This window comes from Kitasatospora sp. GAS1066B (genome assembly GCF_041262605.1).
GTDB lineage: Bacteria > Actinomycetota > Actinomycetes > Streptomycetales > Streptomycetaceae > Kitasatospora.
Map to the genome: position 1 here is coordinate 468,952 of NZ_JBGCCO010000001.1, position 13,490 is coordinate 482,441.

The window sequence follows — 13,490 nt, forward strand, 5'->3', positions numbered from 1 at the left end:
GGCTTTTGGGCCCCTGAGCCGATCTTTGCTACAGTTATGCATGTCAGCGAGGCCGACGGGCCGAGCGGACCACCTAGTCCGGGTGGCGGAATGGCAGACGCGCTAGCTTGAGGTGCTAGTGCCCTTTATCGGGCGTGGGGGTTCAAGTCCCCCCTCGGACACCAGATCGAATAGCCCCCTACCCGGGGCTTTCGTCATTTCTGGGATACCGCGTGACCAACAGCGCCAGCAACGACCTGCACCAGGGCTGACAGCCCTACCCGGTTCGTGTTGCTCGCGGCCAGCTTCCTGGCTCCGTCCTTACGACTGTGCCCGTACCCTCGTGCAACCGGGCCAGTGGTGCCGGACGTTCGCCGACACCTCTACCGGGTTCTCCCTCGCTTCAGGGCGTTCATCAGGTGGCTGTGTCGCAGGTCGTGAATCCGGAAGTCCTCCGGCAGCCCCCTGCGTCCGCGTGGCGGTGATCGTGAGCATGCATCGCAGGAAAGTCCGGTGCATCGATGAACTGCCAGCCCCTAGCATGCGTGGGTGAATCTTTCGCATCTCGGCGCGCCGATCAGGCCGATGATCCGCGTCCACGGCGGGTTCGCCAACCGGATGTACCGGCTCGACACTGACCAAGGGTCCTTCGCCGTGAAGGAGTTGAACCTCGTCGACCGCCGCTGGACCTACCACGTCGAGGACGTGTTCAGGTTCGAGCGGGCGGCCTTCGGCGCCGGCATCCCGATGCCGGAGCCGGTCTCGGCCAGCCACCACATGCTCGTCCACCGATGGGTCGAGGGAGAAACGGTGCCCGAAGCACCGGTGTCGGCGGCGTACGCGTTCGAGATCGGTGAGGTCCTCGCGCGCATCCACGCGCTCGACGTCCCGTGGACCCACGTGTCGGTCGAGGATCCGACGTCACGGGACTGGCCCGAGCTCGCCGAGCGGGCGGCGGCGACCGGACAGCCGTGGGCCGACGAACTCGCCTCCCACGTCGAGACGTTCCTCGCGATTGCCCACTTCGTCGACACCTGCGAACGGCCAGGCCCCGTCGTGCTGACCCATAAGGACATCCAACCGTGGAACCTGCTCGCTCGAGAGGGTCGGCCGGTGGTGCTCGACTGGGAGCTCTCGGGGATGCTCGACCTGGCCAGTGAGCTCGGCTCGACCGCGCTGAGCCTGGCGAAGGGACCTGGCTTCGACGACATCAAGCCCGCCATCTTCCGCTCGGTCCTCGACGGTTACGTCGCGGGGGGCGGGGCGCTGCCGCCGTCAGGGCCAAGCTGGTTCGTGTTCATGATCGGCGGCTGGCTGGGGCACACGAGGTGGAACGTCCTCCGGTGCCTCGCCGGTGTCGAGGCGAGCACCGGCCCTGACCTCGCGCTGTCGCACGAGTCCGTGCGCAACGGCGTGCGCGGCCTCCCCGACCTGTTCGGCCGACTTCCGGAGCTCGAGGCGCTGCTCGTGTGACAGCGACCCGCGTCTGTGCTTGGTATGCGGCGTAAGGCGCGCTCCCGACTCCTGCCCAGCCTTGTGCGCCGCGCCGTCCGCCGTCTCCCCTGCCGGCGAAACCTGAAACGCACCGTCCCGCACACGCTGGCGGCACGGCTCACGGCGAGGGCAGCGGGACGGCGTGCGGGGTCTCGTGACGTTGCGGGGTCAGGGTGCGGACTTGGGCGGGGAAGGCCTGCTCGGCCCAGATGATCTTGCCGTGCGGCGTGTAGCGGGTGCCCCAGCGCTCGGTGAGCTGGGCTACCAGGAACAGGCCGCGGCCGCCCTCATCGGTGCTCGCCGCGTAGGTCAGGTGCGGCGAGGTGTTGCTGCCGTCGCAGACCTCCAGGATCAGGCTGCGGTCGCGCAGCAGCCTGACCCGCACCGGGTCCGAGCCGTAGCGGATGGCGTTGGTGACCAGCTCGCTCAGGGCGAGCTCGGTGGCGAAGGACAGCTCGCCCAGGCCCCATTCATCCAGCGTCGCCGCGCTCCATGCCCGAATGTCGGCGACGGCGGCCGGGTGGGACGGCACGTCGCGCTCGGCGACCCGCTCCGGACCGAGCACCCTGGTCCTGGCGATCAGCAGTGCCACGTCGTCCTGCGGGTGCTCCGGCAGCAGCGCGTCCAGCACCGCCCGGCAGTTCTCCTCCGGATCCCGGTCGCGCTGCGACAGCGCCGCGCGCAGCAGGTCCATGCCGACGTCGAAGTCCCGGGTGCGCTCCTCGATCAGGCCGTCGGTGTAGAGCACGATCTGGGTGCCCTCGGTCAGCTCCAGCTGGGTCGTCTCGTACGGCATCCCGCCCGCGCCGAGCGGCGGGCCGGTCGGCAGGTCCGGGAAGACGACCTTGCCGTCGGGCTCGACCAGCGCGGGCGGCGGGTGGCCGGCGGTCGCGATGGTGCAGAGCCGGGAGGTCGGGTCGTAGATCGCGTACAGGCAGGTGGCGCCGGTGACGCCGGTGCCGGTACCGCTGTCGGCCTCCTCCTGGTCGATCCGGTTGACCAGCTCGTCGAGGTGGCCGAGCACCTCGTTGGGCGGCACGTCGAGCGTGGAGAAGTTGTGTACAGCCGTGCGCAGCCGGCCCATGGTGGCGGCGGCGTGCAGCCCGTGGCCGACCACGTCGCCCACCACCAGGGCGACCCGGCTGCCGGGCAGCGGGATCACGTCGAACCAGTCGCCGCTCACACCGGACTGCGCGGGCAGGTAACGGTGGGCGACCTCCAGTGCGCTCTGGTCGGGTAGGGCGCGCGGCAGCAGGCTGCGCTGCAGGGTCACGGCCATGGCGTGCTCGCGGGTGTAACGGCGGGCGTTGTCGATGCTGACGGCGGCCCGCGCGACCAGCTCCTCGGCCAGCGAGCGGTCGTCGTCGTCGAACGGCTCGGGCTTCTGCGACCGCCAGAAGTTGACGACGCCCAGGACGATGCCGCGGGCCTTCAGCGGGATGGTGATCAGCGTGTGGACGCCGTAGTCCAGGATGTGCCCGGTCCACGTGGGGTCCTGGGCCCGCCAGCCGTGCGCGACCTCCAGATCGGGGACGACCTGCGAGCGGCCGCTGTCGAAACCGCGGGCCATCGGGGAGGACGGGATGAAGGCGGTCAGTCGGCCGCAGGGGTAGAACGGGTGGTCGTCGCGGATGCCGTGGACAGCGGTGCGGCGCAGATTGACGGCGCCGCCGGTGGGCTCCTCGCCCTGCAGCACTGGGTCGGCGAGGTCGACGGTGACGAAGTCCGCGAAGCCGGGCACCGCGACCCCGGCCAGCTCCTCAGCGGTGCGCTCGACGTCGAGCGTGGTGCCGATGCCCACGCCGGCCTCATACAGCAGGGCGAGGCGCTGGCCGGCCACCTCGGCCTTGCCGGAGAGAGCGAGCAGCTCCGTGGAGTCGCGAATGGTGGCGACCGTCCCCATGGCGCGGCTCTGCGGGCCGGTCGGCCGCTGGTTGACCGCGACGAGCCGGCTGCCGACGTGGAGCAGTTCGTCGGTGACCGTCCGGCCCGACAGCAGCAGGTCGGCGGTCTCGGGGGTGAGACCCTCGATGTCGCCCACGTGCCGGCCCTCAGCCTGCGCGGGCAGACCCAGCAGCTCGCGCGCCTCGTCATTGGCCAGCAGCAGCTGCCCGTCCTGTCCGACGATGACCACCCCCTCCCGGACCGCGTGCAGGACGGCGTTGTGGTGCTCGTACATCCGGGCCAGCTCGCCCGGATCCATGCCGCGGGTCTGGCGCTTCACCCTGCGGGCGATCAGCGCGGTGCCGGTGGTGGCGACCAGGACGGCGACGCCGCCGGTGCCGAGGATCAGCGGCAGCAGCCGGTTGTCGGCGGCGGTGACGTTCTTGACCTTGAGCCCGGCCGACACCAGGGCGGGTACCGATCCGTCCGGGGCGGTCACCGGCACGGTCGCCTGGACCTCGTGGCCCAGCGGGCCGTGCACGCTCTCGGTGTAGATCTGCCCGTGGAGGGACGGGCCGATGGTGCCGACGAACCGTTGGCCGATCTTGCTCGGCAGCGGGTGCGTGTAGCGGATTCCCTGGTCGTTCATGACCACGATGAAGTCGACGCCGGCCACTTTGCGGGTGGCCTCGGTGATCGGCTGGAGAATCGCCGAGGGATCGGGCGATTTGAGGGCCGCGAGCAGGCCAGGAGAATGTGCGAAGGTTTCCGCGACCGCAATCGACCTGTTCTTCGCCTCGGCATCGCTGCTCCGCCGCGACTCCAGGACCTGCGCCAGGATCGCCCCGAGCACGAGGAGGACCACGACCACGAGTTCCAGAGCGAATACCTGAGTGGCTACGCTGCGTCGGTTTCTCGCGATCAGTGGCTTTCTGAATACGATCTGCGATCGGTCGCCATGTTCGACCATGCTGTCATGTCTAGCACCGTGCCCGGATTTTTCCGCCAGGCTTTCTTCGTTGTCTCACTCCTCGGATTCCTGCCGTCCGCGTTCTCTGCCCCGGACAGTCACGCTCGGTGACCGTGCTGAGCTCGCCAGACGAGCCGGCCTGCCGCGGTGCACCGCCGTGCTCGCGTGCCGCGCCGGGCCGTCTACGTCGCAGGTGGTCTGTGCGGTGGGTCGGCCGGTGACATCACCGTCGGGCGGCGCTGCGCGGGGGCCGCCGGAACGGGACCATGCTGCTCAGCTGAGGAAGTCGACGCGGTCGATGAGACCTTCGCGCACACGGTAGGCCACCAGGACGCGGATCGGTTCGTCGGCCAGGCCATGCGCGAGTTCGTGGTCGACCACCCAGTCGCCTTCGGTGAGCCGCCCCAGGATCTCCGCCCGGCAGCGGCCTTCGGCGAAGAGTCCGGCGTATGCGTCACGCAGAGCTTGACGGCCCTGCATGGGGCTGCCGTTGCGCCGCTGGACCAGGACGTCCTCGGCGTAGGTGGCGGCGAAGGCGTCCACATCGTGGCTGTTGTAGGCGGCGAGCTGCTGCTCGACCACTTCGCGGGGATCGGTCATGCCTGTGATCATTCCTCACCAACCCGCGAAGTGGTCGAGCAGCAGCTCGCCGCCTGTGATCCATCGGCCGCTCGTCGGGCCGGCCCAGGTCATGGCCTGGCTCAGCGTGGGACAACTGGCCACCACCGGAGCCCCTTGACTGGTGCTCACGTCTTCGACGCGTCCAGCAGCAGTCATCCGGTACGAACACGAAGACCGCACCAGCTGCGGGCCACGGCATATTCGTGGCTTCCGCCAATGCGACGCCCGGCCGATGGGAGGAAGACTTCCCGCCAAGGGCTGCGGCCTGTCCCGAAGGCCGACGCCAAGGACAGAGGGGGAACAGCACGATGAGCGGTCAGCTGTACGACGAGATCGGCGAGGCGTTCGAGGGCTTCAAGACCCTCCCTCTCGCGCGCTACGCGGAGGTGCCCGGCTTCCTCGCCCTCGTCGGCGATGTGAACGGCAAGTCGATCCTCGACCTGGCCTCCGGAACCGGCTTCTACAGCCGGGAGTTCAAGCGCCGCGGCGCGTCCCACGTCCTCGGCGTGGACATCTCCTCCGCGATGGTCGACGCGGCCCGGGGCCTGGAGGACAGCGACCCCCTGGGCGTGCACTACGAGGTCGGCGACGTCGCCGAACTGCGCACCTTCGAGCAGCGCTTCGACATCGCGGTTGCGGTCCAGCTGTTCAACTACGCCGAGGACGTCGCCACCATCGAGCGGATGTGCCACAACATCCGCCGCAGCATCGCGGAGGGCGCCGAGTTCTTCGTCTTCACGCAGAACCCGGACTTCCGTTTCGACGGGCCGTCCCTGGCCAAGTACGGCTTCCTGTGCGAATCGCTCGGCGAGGAAACCGAGATCGGCCCGCGCGAGCGGCTCACCGCGCTCCTCGACCCGCCGATCTCGTTCGTCGCGAACCCGCCCAGCCGCGAGGTCTTCGAGAAGTGCCTGCGGGCGGCCGGATTCAACGAGGTCACCTGGGTTCCCCTGGAGGTCTCCGCCGCCGGCGTGCGCGAATACGGCAGGGACTTCTGGGACGACTACGCCGCCAACCCCCCGCTGACGATGCTGCGCTGCCGCGCCTGACCCCGAGCGGCCGTCCCCTGTTCAGCCGAGGACGGGCCGCCATCCGGCATCAGGCACCAGGCACCAGGCACCAGGCACCAGGCACCAGGCACCAGGCCGGCCACCTCGAGTGCGGGCTGAATCCGATCGGCCGGTGCGCGTCGCGGCGGATCGCCGCGTACAGATCGACCTTGGGCTGCGGCAGCACCCGAGTCGGCAGCAGTCGGAAGGCGGCGAACACGTTGCTGACGATCAGGTACGCCAAGCGAAGCAACACGACTGATCATCCTGCGCCAGCCGCCCACAAGCCCTTGAACTGCACGGATGACATTCTCGGCAGGCGCGGACTCGTGTGCGGCTTTCGGTCCTGACAAGTCAATACGCCTGATCAAAATGACTCACAACTGGATTCGGCACTACGGAGCGTGAATCCGAAAGCGGTACCCGTACCGACTGTTCCCACACGACGACCGCTCGGCTAGAGTCAGCTGGCGCACCACAAACACGGGCCGACGTCACCGAGTTCAGGTCCGTGAGCCGTAGGGCAAAGACTCATCAGGGGGGTTTGGTGAGGGTGGGCTATCAGCGCCGGCTCCAGCACGATCCATTCGAGTATCTCGAGGAACTTCGTCGCCGCAGTTCAAACGGCATACTCCGACTGCCCTGGGGCGGCAGGTGCGTGAGTGACGCCGCTCTGGCACACACATTGCTACGCGACCCGGAGCTCAACGGCGACAGGTCGGGCTTCTTCGGGGACCTGCTGCCGACCCGTTCCGCACAGGTCGATGTCGGCCACGCGGTACGAGACCTCCTGCGAGCACACGTGGCGGACTACCGCGAGGTGCTCTCCGCCGAGATGGCCCGACTGCCGGCCGTCAGCCAGTGGCCGACCACGGCGACCGACCTTGTCTACCGTGCCCTGGCAGATCTGCTGTTACATCCGGACACTCCGCCGCAGATCCGGCACTTCATGGACAAGGCCGTCCATGGCGGCGTCGTATTCCAAGCTCCAGGCACGTGGCAGCGGGCGCGCGCGGAAATACTGCGCGCCAAGCTCATCGCGGCGATCACCGAACACGTCGGATATCGCCGAGAGAACCATGCGGGCGAGTCCCGCGATGTACTGGACGCCGTGCTCGGCGCCTGTCCGCACAATCTGGCGGATCGGACCGTGGCCGAGGTATTCCTGGTGATGTACCGTTCGATCGTGGCGCCCGTCAGCTCCTCACTGGCGTGGTCGGTTCTGCTGGCCTTCTCGCACCACACATCGGATTGTCCGCTGCCCTGGCCCGCGGACTGGATCGTGCGAGAAGCATTGCGGCACCGTCCGATGGTGTGGATGGTCGGCCGCACCTTCCCCCACCCGACTGAATTCGGCGGTATCCCCTTCCAAGCGGGCGAGATGCTCTCGGTCAGCCCCTACCTGCTGCACCACGACGAACAAGGCTGGACCGACCACGACGTCTTCCGACCCGACCGCTGGGCGGAACCGCACCAGCGCGGTCCCTACATACCGTTCGGCGCAGGCCCTTTCACCTGTGCCGGCGCAGCGGTGGCGCATGTGTTGATGACCGAAGCGCTGATCGCCCTCACCAGCGACTGCCGTATGACCGTCACTGGCGGCGACATGCGCGCCGTCATGGTCGAGGGCGCCATCCCTCGGCCCTTCACCGTCCACCGCACCGTCAGGCAGGTCCACGAGACCGAGAGGAGGTGAGCGAACATGGCAGCTGTACTGCACCGCATCCTCAACCGGAAGCCGGCCCGGAACTGGTTCTGGGTGTAAGCATCGATTGGTGAACCTCGGCTCGGTGGGCTCACACGGCGAACCGCACGTATGAGCCCACCGAGCGTTGCGTCACCGGGCACCTCCCCCACCCAGTGGTCCACCACCAGCCGCCCGGCCTGATAGGCAGCCAATTACGCGCCGGGATCAACGGGTTCGGCGGCCGCGAACGCCTCGAACCTCCGCGGGCACCTGCGCCTGCCGAATTTCTCATCCGCGCCGGGGCCGGCCCGGTGACGGCGCGTCCGCCGCCTACCTGCTATCACACGGGCCAAAACAGGTGTTCTAGGATGTCGGCCCATGACGGACACACGGGGGCCAGGACCGCTCTGGAGCGGCGAACCGATGGCGGCGACGACCGCCGAACCTGACTGGGCGGCTCTCGCCGAGACTTACCAGCGCTCGTCCCAGCGGCGCCAGCAGGTCCGCAAGGTGGCAGCCTGCGTCGCGGCCGCGGCAGCTGTGGGCGGCATCGTCGTCACCGCGGTCGAGGTCACCGGCTCGGGGCAGAAGCCCGGCCACAGTTCCGCCCTCGCGGGAGTCGGTCCCAGCGGCATAGCAGGTTGGCGCGACACCACAGCATCGGCCACCGATTCCGGCAACAGCGCCTCACCGTCGGCCAGTTCGAGCACCGGACCCGGCGCTCCCGCGTCAGCCGGTGCCAGCGCCACACCCGACGCTCCTGCGTCGACTGGTGCGAGCGTCCGACCCGGCGCTCCTTCGTCAACCGCTCCCCGCCCGTCGACCGCCACTCAGCCGGCCGACCCGATCGGGTCCACCAGCCACCCGGCCGCCCCGGCACCGGGCGGCTCGGCGGGAAGCACCGCACCAACAGCACCAGCCGCCCCCGCGCAGACTCCCGGCGCCGGCCCGACCGCCAAGGGGTCGCCGACGCCGACGCCTCCGGCCGCCGCCAACCCGTACAGCCCCGGTCAGGTGTGCGGCACCGGGTACGGCGTCATCGATTCGCACAGCCTCGGCGACGCCACCGTCTACCTGCTGTACAACAACGCCACCGGCGTCGACTGTGCGGTCACCCTCGCAGCCCACCCGAGCGGCGCTGTCCCGATGAACGCCACCCTCGCCGTCCAGGGCGGCGCCTCGACGAGCAACCCGGGCAACTTCGCCGACTACGCCGGCCCGGTCACCGAGCACGCCCCGCACATCTGCGTGTCCTGGGGCGGCTCCTACCGCGGCACCTCCTGGACCAGCGGCTGGAGCCACTGCGGCTGACCCCGACCCTGCCGCAGGACAGCGCGGCGGCGCGGGCACGCCGCGCGAGGGCGCGGGCGACTGAACGGCGGCGCGGTAGTCTCCGGGCACACCTCCGCCGGCGCGGCGGACCGCCTCGCGGGCCACGGCGCGGACCTGGCCCGACGGGTCGTCAAGGTACGTCGCGGCCTCGGCTGTCTTTCCCGCTCGCATCAGTCCTGCGAGTGCCAGGGCGCGGACCTCGCGATGACGGCTTACGGCGAGTCTGCACAGCAGGTCGAGCCGTTCGGTCCACACCGCTTCGCGAACGGCGGCCTCAGCCGCCATCGCCGTACCCGCTGGTCGCCGTCGCCCTCGGCGAGGGCGACCAGCTTTCTTCAGCCGCCTGGAACCAATACTGAATTTCGCAGTGAGACAAGCGAGTTGGACATGCTGCAGTCGATGGGAGTGGGGCTACCTCACGCCACTCGAGATCCGCCAGCGGCACCAGCAAGGACACACCCTCACGGCGTAAACGGATAGTGTCCAACCACAGGGTGGAAGCCGGTCGTCCTCGCGCGATAGCCGGCCATCCCCGTCAGTGGAGGGCGATTGGGCCGGTGGGCAGGTCGACGGGGTTGGTGCACGCGAGTGGCTTGGTGGCCGCCTGGCGGGCAAATGCCACCACTAGTTCGGCGGTCGTCGGGCCGCCGGGGCCCTGATACGACTTGTCGCCGGGGTCCTTGAGGTTGAGGGTCGCCAGGTAGTACCAGGTCTGCTCGGTGCCGTCGGCCGGGGACTTCGTGACACAGGTGAAGCGCACCACCCCCACGCGGGCGTCGCCCTCGCCGTCCGGGAACTTAAGGAAGTCCGACGGCGCCTGCCCGTACTCCTCGTGGACGCGTTCGGGATCGGTGGCCCAGCCGGCTGCGGTGACGGTCAGGGTGCGCCGGCCCGACCCCTGCACCGAGCAGGAGAGACTCAGCGGGTCCGACGGCTGGCCCTTGGTGGACTGGGAGTGCACCGACACCGTTCGAGCGGAGCCCAGTGTCGCACCGAAGCGCGGATCGTCGAGCAGACCTTGGCACTCGCCGTGCGAGAGGCTCACGGCCGGTGGCCGAGCCTCGTGGGCATCGAGGTACTGGTGCCAGCCGAACAGGCCGCCGGCGAGTACCAGCGGCACGGCGGCCATCGCCCCCGCACGGCGCGTTCCGCTCCAGCGGACGGTCATCCGCACACCCCATTCTTCTGTTCGGGCAGGACCGCGGCAGCGATGGCTTCGAAGTCGGCCCGACCACCGTCTGGTTCAGCCGTCCGCGCCGCCTCGCCGGCCGTGACCTCGAGCTCCACGTGCCCGTTGCTGACCAGGCAGTAGTCCGCGACGGCGGCTCCCCGGCTCCAGGCGGCCGAGACCCTGCCCACATCGAAGCTCTGCGTCCCGTCCTGCTTCGCCGCTGAGGCGGGAAGCGCCGGTTCGCCGTCGTGGTGTCCAGCGCTGATGACCAGTACCGGGCGGCCGTCCACCCGGACCGTGCAGGAGCGCGAGGTTGCGTCGGCATCCCGCACAACCCCGTACTCTTCCTGCTCTTGGTCACCGGCGGGCAGCAGCCGGCCCAGTGGTGTGTCGCGCCCGGTGGGCAGACCGCAAAGGGTCGCGGCCCGCCCCGATCGCTCATCGGCTTGGTGAGCACGCCAGTCCAGGTACCCACCGACCCCGCTCGCCACGACCACCATCGCAAGTCCGCCGAGCAGCAAGCCCGTTCCACTTCGCCTCACCGTGCGATCAGCCTCCATCGGCGGTGCTGTTCGCGTCGCCGCCGACGGCTCCGCCCTGTGCCGCCTCGTGGCCGACCCGGGCAGCGAGCTCCTCGACCTGGCTGTTGGTCAGACCGGTGCCTGCGGCGGCGTCCCTGACCGCCTGGGCCGCGCTGATCGCGTTGGCGTTGCGTCCCGCATCCGACTGCTGGCCGGCCTGTTCCTGGGCCAGTGCAGTGGTGTCCTGTTGAGAGTTGCCCACGACGCTCTGCAGGATCTGGTCGACGATGAAGTCCGAGCCCGCGGACACCCCCGGAGTCTCTCCCGCCAGGGCGCCGATCGTGGTGCTGAACGTGGTCTTGACCCACCAGGAGCCCTGCTGCACACCCTGGTTGTAGGCCTGGTCCGAGGCTTCGTGCGTCTTGAAGACGGCGTCCGCCCGAGCTTGGTTGAGGACACCGGCGACGATGCCCCCTGCCGAGGCCGCGTTCTCCGTCGGGAGGGCGAGCTTCGCGGTGTCGGTCTCCCCGCTCGCGAAGGCGCCGTGGATCAGCGCGGTGGTGTACGCCTGCTGGGCGTTGATGACACTCCCGTACGCCTGCGGATCTCTCCCCAGGACGTTGAGGACGGCGCGGACGTCGGAGGTCGGGAGGTTCGCCGGCACCCCGTTGACAGGCAGGGTGTGATCCCAGGGGGACATCGCTCCCTGGACATCGCCCATGTAGTCGGCGGTCATGTGCCCAAGGCTCGCCCGCAGCGGCGCGAGTGGCGCGTTCGGCCCGGTGATCCGGGCCAGGCTGCCGCCCGTGTTCTGGCCGAACTCGGTCATCACCTTGTTCATGACGTCCGCCTGCCCGGGGGTGTGCTGGGCCGGCTGAGCGGGCGCGGCATCGTACGGGTGACCGCTGGTCGCCGCCTCCAGCGCGTGGCCGAACGCGGTGGGTCCGCTCGCGAGGCCCTTCGCGATCAAGCTGTCCTGCTGGGAGAGGGTATCGGCTGTGAACTGCTTGTCGTGTGCCAGGTAGTGCAGATAGTCCGGGGGGTTCGGCACGCCGTTCGGGTTGACCGTGCCGTCGGCGTTGTAGGCGGTCGGCTTGTTCTCGAAAAAGTCGGTGGCCGCCTCCGGGCTGTGGCCCAGTGCCTCCAGGACACCCGTCACCGGATCGAAGCCGGCCCCGCCGTCTGGCCCCAGGATGTTGAAGCCGCGCCGCTCAGGGTTGCTGCTCAGGGCGGGATTGGACCAGTCGACCTTGTGACTGGCGTCGAGCTGAACGACGTTTTCGGCGATCGGGTCGAGGAAGTGAGGGTCGTAGTCGCCGGTGCGCAGGATGCCGGAGAGCACCTGGTAGCCGTACGGCACGTACGGGCGGTCGTAGATCATCTGCGGCGGCACGTCCCACAGCGGCTGGGCCCCCGCCTTGCGCAGGTCCGCCTCCCACTGATCGGACAGGTGCGGCTGGTTGGTGCTGCGGGTGGCGGTGGCCAGGGCGGTGCCGAGGTTCTTCTGCAGTTCCTGGTACTGCGCCCAGCGGGCGTCGCTGGCGTTCGCGACACTGTCCTCGTCGTCCACCATGCTGTTCCAGGACATCAGGAGACCCTTGGGCCCGAGGTTCTGGTAGAACGTGGTCGTGAACACCGGGTCGTTGCCGTATGCGTGCAGCAGACTGTTGAGTTCGAGGAGTTCGGTGTCTGACAGCTTGTTGCCCTTGGCCGCGAGTTGGGCCGCCCGCCGGGCATCCGCCTCCGGGCCGGCGCCGATGGCCTGGGCGTTGAAGGAGCCGTCCTTGTCGGAGGAGGCGTCGGAGCGCAGGGCGAAGCAGGCCCGCTGGTCCGCCTCGGTGGCATCCTGGACGGCACTGTCGATCCGGCTGCGAACGTCGTCGGCTTTGGGGCGGTACTGGTCGTCGTAGTCCTGTGCCGCCTGCGGATCGTGCCGAGTCGCGTTGTCCTGCGGGGGCCAGCTGACGGTGCCGTCGGGGCTGACGGTGAGTCCGGCGCTCTTGGCGCCCGCGAGCGCAGCGTCGATCTTGGTTTTGGCGGCCTGGATCTCGCCGGCTGCCTCCCGCAGCACGGACGCGATCGCACTGGCTTCGGTCGCCGCAGCGGCGAGCTGGTCATTGCCGCGGCTCAGCGCGGGCTTGGCCTGGTCGGCCGCCGGGCCGGACCAGCCGGACCCGTTGACTTTGGCGACAACGACGCTGTTCCACTCGGCGTCCATCGCCGTGAGTTTGGTGGCGATCTGGTCCCAGGCATCGGCGGCACCGGTGAGCACGTCCACCTTGGCGTTGGTCAGATCGTAGAAGTCGACCATGATGTCTCCCCTCAGCCCTGGAGCCCGCTGGCAGCAGCGGATTCGGCATCGCGGTAGTTCTTCGCAGTCGTCTGCAGATTCTGGGCGAGCCCACCGATGACCTTGTTGAGGGCCAGGATCTGCTGGTCCCAGGTGGTCGACGCATCCGCGCACGCGGCACCCAGACCGAAACCGGTCAGGCCGCCGGAGACCGCAGCCATCTTGTCGTCCGCACCCTGACACTCCCCGCCCAGGCGGCAGTTGATCTGCTCAGCATCGGCGGCAGCGGCATCGAGCGCGACCGGGTCAACGGAGTAGCCACCGCCACCGGCGCTGTTCGCGTCCAGTGACTGGATCTGGGTCCGGGCCCGCACTCTGGCGCTGCGCCTGGGGTGTCTGAAGTTCCCCCGTTGATCTGGACAGCTTGATACTGGGACGGTTGGGTCCCGGAGGAAGCAGTCCAGGTAGTGAGTGGCAAGAGCAACATGAGCA

The 13,490-nt window shown here is 69.2% G+C and carries 12 protein-coding genes and 1 tRNA gene; 5 read left to right on the plus strand and 8 right to left on the minus strand.

Going from position 1 to position 13,490, the window contains the following annotated elements; translation table 11 throughout:
* Positions 1 to 76 precede the first annotated feature (76 nt).
* A tRNA-Leu gene (locus ABH937_RS01495) sits at positions 77 to 164 on the plus strand.
* A 400-nt stretch (positions 165 to 564) separates the two neighbouring features.
* Positions 565 to 1,452, plus strand: a complete 888-nt coding sequence (locus ABH937_RS01500; RefSeq protein WP_280689275.1) for an aminoglycoside phosphotransferase family protein — start codon at positions 565 to 567, stop codon at positions 1,450 to 1,452.
* A 139-nt stretch (positions 1,453 to 1,591) separates the two neighbouring features.
* On the opposite strand, the gene ABH937_RS01505 is transcribed toward ABH937_RS01500, so the two are convergent.
* The 3 genes from ABH937_RS01505 to ABH937_RS01515 form a co-directional block, all read right to left on the minus strand.
* On the minus strand, positions 1,592 to 4,327 hold the full coding sequence (locus ABH937_RS01505) for a SpoIIE family protein phosphatase/ATP-binding protein (protein ID WP_280689233.1): 2,736 nt from the start codon (positions 4,325 to 4,327) through the stop codon (positions 1,592 to 1,594).
* Between the two features lie 273 nt (positions 4,328 to 4,600).
* Positions 4,601 to 4,927 (minus strand): nuclear transport factor 2 family protein, encoded by a 327-nt coding sequence (locus ABH937_RS01510; RefSeq protein ID WP_280689234.1) that lies wholly within the window; start codon positions 4,925 to 4,927, stop codon positions 4,601 to 4,603.
* A 15-nt stretch (positions 4,928 to 4,942) separates the two neighbouring features.
* The gene (locus ABH937_RS01515; RefSeq protein ID WP_280689235.1) at positions 4,943 to 5,077 is read right to left on the minus strand and encodes a hypothetical protein; all 135 of its coding nucleotides are present in this window, start codon (positions 5,075 to 5,077) and stop codon (positions 4,943 to 4,945) included.
* A gap of 179 nt (positions 5,078 to 5,256) precedes the next feature.
* Between ABH937_RS01515 and ABH937_RS01520 the strand changes: the two genes are divergently transcribed.
* Positions 5,257 to 5,997, plus strand: coding sequence for a class I SAM-dependent methyltransferase (locus ABH937_RS01520; RefSeq protein ID WP_280689236.1), 741 nt, complete (start codon positions 5,257 to 5,259; stop codon positions 5,995 to 5,997).
* A 49-nt stretch (positions 5,998 to 6,046) separates the two neighbouring features.
* On the opposite strand, the gene ABH937_RS01525 is transcribed toward ABH937_RS01520, so the two are convergent.
* On the minus strand, positions 6,047 to 6,253 hold the full coding sequence (locus tag ABH937_RS01525; protein WP_370216839.1) for a hypothetical protein: 207 nt from the start codon (positions 6,251 to 6,253) through the stop codon (positions 6,047 to 6,049).
* A 297-nt stretch (positions 6,254 to 6,550) separates the two neighbouring features.
* Here ABH937_RS01525 and ABH937_RS01530 point away from each other — a divergent pair, with 297 nt between their 5' ends.
* Together ABH937_RS01530 and ABH937_RS01535 are read left to right on the plus strand one after the other, a co-directional pair.
* On the plus strand, positions 6,551 to 7,693 hold the full coding sequence (locus ABH937_RS01530) for a cytochrome P450 (protein WP_280689238.1): 1,143 nt from the start codon (positions 6,551 to 6,553) through the stop codon (positions 7,691 to 7,693).
* Positions 7,694 to 8,062: 369 nt separating this feature from the next.
* Positions 8,063 to 8,995, plus strand: a complete 933-nt coding sequence (locus ABH937_RS01535; protein WP_370216840.1) for a hypothetical protein — start codon at positions 8,063 to 8,065, stop codon at positions 8,993 to 8,995.
* Positions 8,996 to 9,551: 556 nt separating this feature from the next.
* Here the strand turns inward: ABH937_RS01535 and ABH937_RS01540 are convergent.
* From ABH937_RS01540 to ABH937_RS01555, 4 genes are read right to left on the minus strand one after another with little or no spacing between them, the layout of a single operon-like run.
* Positions 9,552 to 10,184 (minus strand): hypothetical protein, encoded by a 633-nt coding sequence (locus tag ABH937_RS01540; protein ID WP_370216841.1) that lies wholly within the window; start codon positions 10,182 to 10,184, stop codon positions 9,552 to 9,554.
* A complete protein-coding gene (locus ABH937_RS01545) occupies positions 10,181 to 10,708 on the minus strand; it encodes a hypothetical protein (RefSeq protein WP_370216843.1) in 528 nt (175 codons plus the stop codon). Before ABH937_RS01545 ends, ABH937_RS01540 begins: the two co-directional genes overlap by 4 nt.
* A gap of 28 nt (positions 10,709 to 10,736) precedes the next feature.
* The gene (locus ABH937_RS01550) at positions 10,737 to 13,019 is read right to left on the minus strand and encodes a DUF6571 family protein (RefSeq protein ID WP_370216844.1); all 2,283 of its coding nucleotides are present in this window, start codon (positions 13,017 to 13,019) and stop codon (positions 10,737 to 10,739) included.
* Between the two features lie 11 nt (positions 13,020 to 13,030).
* Positions 13,031 to 13,372: a type VII secretion target gene (locus ABH937_RS01555; protein WP_370216846.1), complete on the minus strand. Its 342-nt coding sequence runs from the start codon at positions 13,370 to 13,372 to the stop codon at positions 13,031 to 13,033.
* Positions 13,373 to 13,490 lie beyond the last annotated feature (118 nt).

What these genes read in the sequence shown, in the direction of transcription:
- ABH937_RS01500 (WP_280689275.1), top strand. Translation starts at nt 565, where the DNA reads ATGATCCGCGTCCACGGCGGGTTCGCCAACCGGATGTACCGGCTCGAC.
- ABH937_RS01505 (WP_280689233.1), bottom strand. Translation starts at nt 4,327, where the DNA reads ATGGTCGAACATGGCGACCGATCGCAGATCGTATTCAGAAAGCCACTG.
- ABH937_RS01510 (WP_280689234.1), bottom strand. Translation starts at nt 4,927, where the DNA reads ATGACCGATCCCCGCGAAGTGGTCGAGCAGCAGCTCGCCGCCTACAAC.
- ABH937_RS01520 (WP_280689236.1), top strand. Translation starts at nt 5,257, where the DNA reads ATGAGCGGTCAGCTGTACGACGAGATCGGCGAGGCGTTCGAGGGCTTC.
- ABH937_RS01535 (WP_370216840.1), top strand. Translation starts at nt 8,063, where the DNA reads ATGACGGACACACGGGGGCCAGGACCGCTCTGGAGCGGCGAACCGATG.
- ABH937_RS01540 (WP_370216841.1), bottom strand. Translation starts at nt 10,184, where the DNA reads ATGACCGTCCGCTGGAGCGGAACGCGCCGTGCGGGGGCGATGGCCGCC.
- ABH937_RS01550 (WP_370216844.1), bottom strand. Translation starts at nt 13,019, where the DNA reads ATGGTCGACTTCTACGATCTGACCAACGCCAAGGTGGACGTGCTCACC.